Origin of the sequence: uncultured Eubacterium sp., from assembly GCF_945980375.1 — a bacterium.
GTDB lineage: Bacteria > Bacillota > Clostridia > Oscillospirales > Acutalibacteraceae > Eubacterium_R.
This window is the reverse complement of the sequence record NZ_CAMFQO010000046.1, coordinates 1-5,422: the sequence shown is the minus strand read 5'-3', so window position 1 is coordinate 5,422 and position 5,422 is coordinate 1. Positions and strand designations below refer to the sequence as shown.

The window sequence follows — 5,422 nt, the reverse complement described above, 5'->3', positions numbered from 1 at the left end:
TGACGACTTGTTCATCTTATCACTATTCATCCCCTTTGTCAACACTTTTTTTGAAGTTTTTTATCCAAATGAACACCCCTCCGAGTGTTCCGTATTTTTATTATTCAAAGTGCATACAATATCTACAAAAATCGGCAAATTTCTACACAAGATATATAGAAATCACGATTAACTCTGTTCTGAAAAAATTTAACAGTCTTTCCGTTATTTCTTTTATATCGGCAAAAAATATCGTAATATCAAAAATTCGTATACCCTCACTGTTGTAAGACAGAAAATTTGCATTGTCATAGCCGAGAGATGCTGTATTATAATACGCTACTGCCAAGCCTGCAACAAGCACTAAACCCGCTGCAAGCAGCATAAGCACAACTGACTTCCTTGATTTCACATAATCATCCTTTTACATACTTTTCATTTAACAATTCACCAAGAGCATTGCCGAACATTCTTGCAGAATAGCACGCCTCATCCAAGGTGTTGGCATCTGTTCCGACCTCAAGCAAAAACGAATAACGCGTTTTGTGCATATTATATTTTCTTTCTGAAAACAGTATAGGACGCATAAGGCCGGGATACATCTCTTCAACCTTGTTTTGCACCTGTAAATCAAATCGAAGATTATCCTCCCAGTCCGGAAAATTTTTAACACGATTATACTCACAGCCTGCAATTATCATCATACGCGCTGCCTTTTTGCCGTCAATAACTGCTGTCGGCTTTACCTTTGTTTTATTGCTATATGTAATATCATCCCTATGAACATCAATGGTTACCTCTATTGAAGGATATTCTTCCAAATATTTATCAATCGCGGCACCTGACTTATCATACGAAGAATTATAATCCTTATCGTGAATTGTCTTATCGTGAACAACAACAAAGCCCTGCTTTTCAAGATAAGCCTTCAAATCTTCTCCGACGCGAACCATATTCCTTGACGGACTGTTTGACCTCGCATCGGATTTTATATAATAACCTACATCCAAAAGAGAATATGCCTCGGTAGTGTGCGAATGATAAATAAGGATAGTGGGCTTTGATTTGTCGGAAATTTCTAAATCTGTCCCCTGCTTTAACAAGGCTTTAATGTTAGGAGAATAGAAGGATTTTGGGATTTTGCTTTGAATTTGTATTCTGCCGTAGGATACAATTCTGCCGCCGCCCTGATATGCTTCTTCACTTGTCTTGCCCATCGACATAGATTTGTCGGTCGTCTTTTTTGCCTTATCCATAAGCTTTACTATATCCGAGGGAGTCTGCTTAATATCCGTATAGTCCTTGCTGTCCTTGGCACTTATACTGTTCATTACAGGCTCATCCTCTTTTGATGAGGTATTAGTAGTATTCTCATCTATCAATTTATTATTGACAGAAAATGTTGCCTTTGCCTCATTTAGCATTGCACTTGGATTGGCAATTTTTACAAGGGCAAGAGAAAAATCCGTTGCGGGATTACAAACGAAAACAGACAAATTTCCGACTATTCCTACTGTTCCAAACAGTATAATGGTATTAATTATTATAATTATAATATTCTTTTTCATTATAGCACCATATAAAAGCAAATTTGTACAAATAATTATATGATGATTTTTTAAGCATTATCCCACGAGGGCAAGCAAATCCTTAACCGACATATTATCCTGCAGGCAGACATTTATACCCATACCGATAAGCTTTGCACCTTGACGACAGATTTTATCAATTTCTCGCGGAGTAACAAATGCCGTGTCGGAATTATTGCCGGAAATAATACCCGTACTGACAACGGTTGGAATACCGATTGCCACAACAGGTACACCAAGGGTTTTTTGTGAAATCTCGTGACGGTGATTGCCAACACCGGAGCCGGGAGATATTCCCGAATCGGAAAATTGAATGGTTGTACCGAGTCGGTCGGCAGAGCTTGCAGCAAGTGCATCAACGGCAATTACACATGAGGGTTTAATTTGCTCTACAATGCCCTTAATGATTTCTGCCGTTTCAATGCCCGTGTCGCCGAGCACCCCCGTATTTACACAGGAAACGGGGAAAAGCGACGGCAGGCCGACATCGTTTTTCAAATCATCGGCAATATGGCGAGTAGCCAAAACGAAGGACATCGCCGACGGTCCGAGCGAATCGGCAGTTATCTTTTTATTTCCAAGTCCAACTACAAGTGCTGACGAAATATTCCTTGGTAAAACATCTTTGAGAACATTTACAAATTCGTAAAGCCTATCATCAAGCACATCTGCATCATTAACAAATGAACGAATATCAAGAACCACATACTTGCCAACGGGCTTGCCAATGCTTTTCGCACCGTCATCATTAAGCACTTCAACTATTGTAAGGTTGTTTTGCTCTGTAACCTTTACTCCGTTAAGTGTCGTTTTTTCTCCGCTCTCATAGCACTCTACTGCCAAATCCGTGTGATTTGTCACAAAAAACACTCCAAATCTAACTATTTTTATTAAAAGTATGCCCAAAAATAAAAAAATGCTTGCATTTTGCTCTAACTTGTGATAATATAAATCAGCATTGAAAGAAATAGGCATTGTGCCTTTATATCCAGTTTCTCGGCAAAGGAGTGAAAAAGAAATGGCAAACATCAAATCAGCAAAGAAGAGAGTATTAGTTAATCAGACAAAGGCTGCTAATAACAAGGCTCGTAACACAGCTCTTAAGACAGCTATCAAAAAGGCTAACATCGCTATTGAGGCAAACGCTGACGATAAGGAAGCAGTAGTTAAGGAAGCTGTTAAGAAGATTGATCAGGCAGCTAACCACCACCTTATCCACAAGAACTGTGCAGCAAGAAAGAAGAGCAATCTTGTTTCAAAGCTCAACAAGGCATAATCTAATTGTAAATTAAAAGGACTGCGTCGCAGTCCTTTTTTATGTGTCGAAAAAGTCAAATTATAAATTTCGACACGCCGGTAGACTGTTGAGAAATGGAGCTGAATTTCGCATTTTGCGAGGGAAGATGTACGAGGGTACCTCGACCGAGCAAAAGGCGAAAAACGCCAAAAACAGATTGAACTCGATGTTCAATCTGTTTTTATATCCCCTCAGTCACCTGCGGTGACAGCTCCCCTTTATTGCATAAAAGGGGAGCCAAATAAATTTTCTTTTGGCGTGGTTCAGCCCACTTTATCGACAGTCTAAAAGGACTGCATCGCAGTCCTTTTTTTATATGTCAAATTGAACATTGTATTTTTTTATCCAGGTATAAATTTGAACAATGTATGCAAGTACCTGAGGGCCTCGCATAAGCTGACCGTACCACGGCTCACTTAGGCAATCGGGATTTTCAATTAAATTATTTATTGCAGATAAATTGAGCATTTCATAAAGAGGACAATCTTTATCTGTCATCACACACCGCACCATATTACTAACCGTCTGTGTATATTCAGGGTTAAAGGTTTTTGGATATGGGCTTTTCTTTCGCCAGGTTATCTCCTCGGGAAGCTCATTATCAAACGCCATACGAAGTATTCCCTTTTCTCTGCCTTTATATGATTTGATTGACCACGGCATATTATACGCATATTCAACTATTCTGTAATCACAAAACGGAACACGTACCTCAAGCGACGCCTCCATACTCATAGCGTCCTTTCGTGCCAACAGAGTTTGCATAAACCAATCCATATTCAGCACAAACATTTCCCGCATACGCTTTTCGGTTTCACTGTCCGTATCAAGACAGTCGGCCTTTTTAACGGTAGACAAATAAGCGTTGTGTGTATATTCATCACCGTTTTTCAAAAAACCATCTGCCAAAATACTGTGACGAACATCCGTAGTTCTGCTCCAAGGAAATGTGTTTTCAAACAATATTTCCTTTCTGTGATACCAAGGATAGCCACCGAAAATTTCGTCTGCACATTCTCCCGAAAGTGCAACCTTATGATTTTTTACAACCTCCTTACAGAACAAGAGCAGACTGCTGTCAACATCGGTAAATCCGGGATATCCTCGTGCAAAGGTACTTTCAATAAGAGCATCGGCAACATCGGTGTTGTTTAGCACAATATTGTGATGATCGGAATCAATATAGCTTGAAATTAATCCGATGTAATCGCTGTCCTTGTTAGGCTGAAATAGGCTCGACTCAAAATATTTGTCGTTATCCTTGTAATCAACCGAATATGTGTCAAGCACCGCACCCCTGTCGTTCATATAATCAGAGGCAACACGTGAAATAATTGAGCTGTCAAGTCCGCCGCTCAAAAAGGTACAAATAGGAACATCCGACACAAGCTGTCGTTTGATAGCATCTGTCACGAGAAAATGTGTATGCTCCTGTGCCTGTAACATATTATCTGTAAAATCCTTTGCTTCGAGCCTCCAATAGCATCCCTTTTTAATTTTTCCTTTTTTGTAATACAAATAATGTGCAGGCTCAAGCTCAAGAATGTCACGAAACGGAGTTTTTCCAATAGTCTTTGCAGGCCCAAGCATAAAAATCTCATTTAGTCCGTTCTCATCACATATAGGTTCTATGCCGTCAATTTTAAGCAAGCTGTCTATTCTTGATGCAAATGCAAATTGCTGCCTGCTACGTGAATAAAACAAAGGCTTTACACCAATTCTATCCCTGCACAAAAACAGCTCCTCATTGTCCATATCATAAATTCCAAATGCAAAAATACCGTTTAATCTTTTTGCACAATTCTCCTGCCACAGATGAAAACTTTTCAGCACAACCTCTGTATCGCAATTTGTTTCAAACACATATCCGTGAAAGCGAAGCTCACGCCTAATCTCATCTGTGTTATAAATCTCGCCGTTATACACAATTATGTATTTACCAAAGCGCATAGGCTGTTTGCCGTTTTCGGGGTCAATAATGCTCAATCTTCTGTGAATCAAAGCAGCATTTCTGCTGATGTATTCTCCGTGAGCATCCGGCCCTCTCATTTTTAACGAATTACTTACTCGCCATACCATATCGTTTTGTTGCCTAAGATCAATGCTGTCTGACAGTATTCCTGCTATTCCACACATAAAATCACCTCCACATATATTATGCGACGGGAAGTAAAAAGTCTATCAAAAAGCAAAAACTTTTTCAAAAAAGTGCTTGACAATGTCTACTTCTTATGATATTATATGTGAGCGTTGAGGAAACGCTGGTGTAGCTCAGTTGGTAGAGCAGCTGATTTGTAATCAGCAGGTCAGGGGTTCAAGTCCGTTCACCAGCTCCAAAAGGGAGGTAACTTCGGTTATCTCCATATAATATGGAAGAGTTCCCGAGTGGTCAAAGGGAACAGACTGTAAATCTGTCGGCAATGCCTTCGGTGGTTCGAATCCACCCTCTTCCACCAGAAAAAAGTCACTTTTGTCTACCGACAAAGGTGACTTTTTTCAATGAAATAAATCCCTTGCGGGATTTGTGAAATAACGCTTCGCGTTATGAAATAGCTAA

Annotated in this window: 5 protein-coding genes and 2 tRNA genes; 3 read left to right on the top strand and 4 right to left on the bottom strand. The window is 39.7% G+C overall.

Going from position 1 to position 5,422, the window contains the following annotated elements; translation table 11 throughout:
* Positions 1-142 precede the first annotated feature (142 nt).
* Genes Q0P34_RS08245 through gpr form a run of 3 tightly spaced genes read right to left on the bottom strand, consistent with a single transcriptional unit; the run spans position 143 to position 2,429 of the window.
* The gene (locus Q0P34_RS08245) at positions 143-391 is read right to left on the bottom strand and encodes a hypothetical protein (protein ID WP_294955328.1); all 249 of its coding nucleotides are present in this window, start codon (positions 389-391) and stop codon (positions 143-145) included.
* 4 nt (positions 392-395) lie between these two features.
* The gene (locus Q0P34_RS08240; RefSeq protein ID WP_294955326.1) at positions 396-1,547 is read right to left on the bottom strand and encodes a stage II sporulation protein P; all 1,152 of its coding nucleotides are present in this window, start codon (positions 1,545-1,547) and stop codon (positions 396-398) included.
* Between the two features lie 57 nt (positions 1,548-1,604).
* A complete protein-coding gene (gene gpr, locus Q0P34_RS08235; RefSeq protein ID WP_294955324.1) occupies positions 1,605-2,429 on the bottom strand; it encodes a GPR endopeptidase in 825 nt (274 codons plus the stop codon).
* A gap of 157 nt (positions 2,430-2,586) precedes the next feature.
* On the opposite strand from gpr, the gene rpsT reads away from it, so the two are divergent.
* Positions 2,587-2,844 (top strand): 30S ribosomal protein S20, encoded by a 258-nt coding sequence (rpsT, locus tag Q0P34_RS08230; RefSeq protein WP_294955322.1) that lies wholly within the window; start codon positions 2,587-2,589, stop codon positions 2,842-2,844.
* Between the two features lie 333 nt (positions 2,845-3,177).
* On the opposite strand, the gene asnB is transcribed toward rpsT, so the two are convergent.
* Positions 3,178-5,001 carry an asparagine synthase (glutamine-hydrolyzing) gene (gene asnB, locus Q0P34_RS08225; RefSeq protein WP_294955320.1) on the bottom strand — a complete coding sequence of 608 codons (1,824 nt, stop codon included), beginning with the start codon at positions 4,999-5,001 and terminating at the stop codon, positions 3,178-3,180.
* A 124-nt stretch (positions 5,002-5,125) separates the two neighbouring features.
* Here asnB and Q0P34_RS08220 point away from each other — a divergent pair.
* Positions 5,126-5,201, top strand: a tRNA-Thr gene (locus tag Q0P34_RS08220).
* 35 nt (positions 5,202-5,236) lie between these two features.
* Positions 5,237-5,321, top strand: a tRNA-Tyr gene (locus tag Q0P34_RS08215).
* The last annotated feature ends 101 nt before the right edge of the window (positions 5,322-5,422 follow it).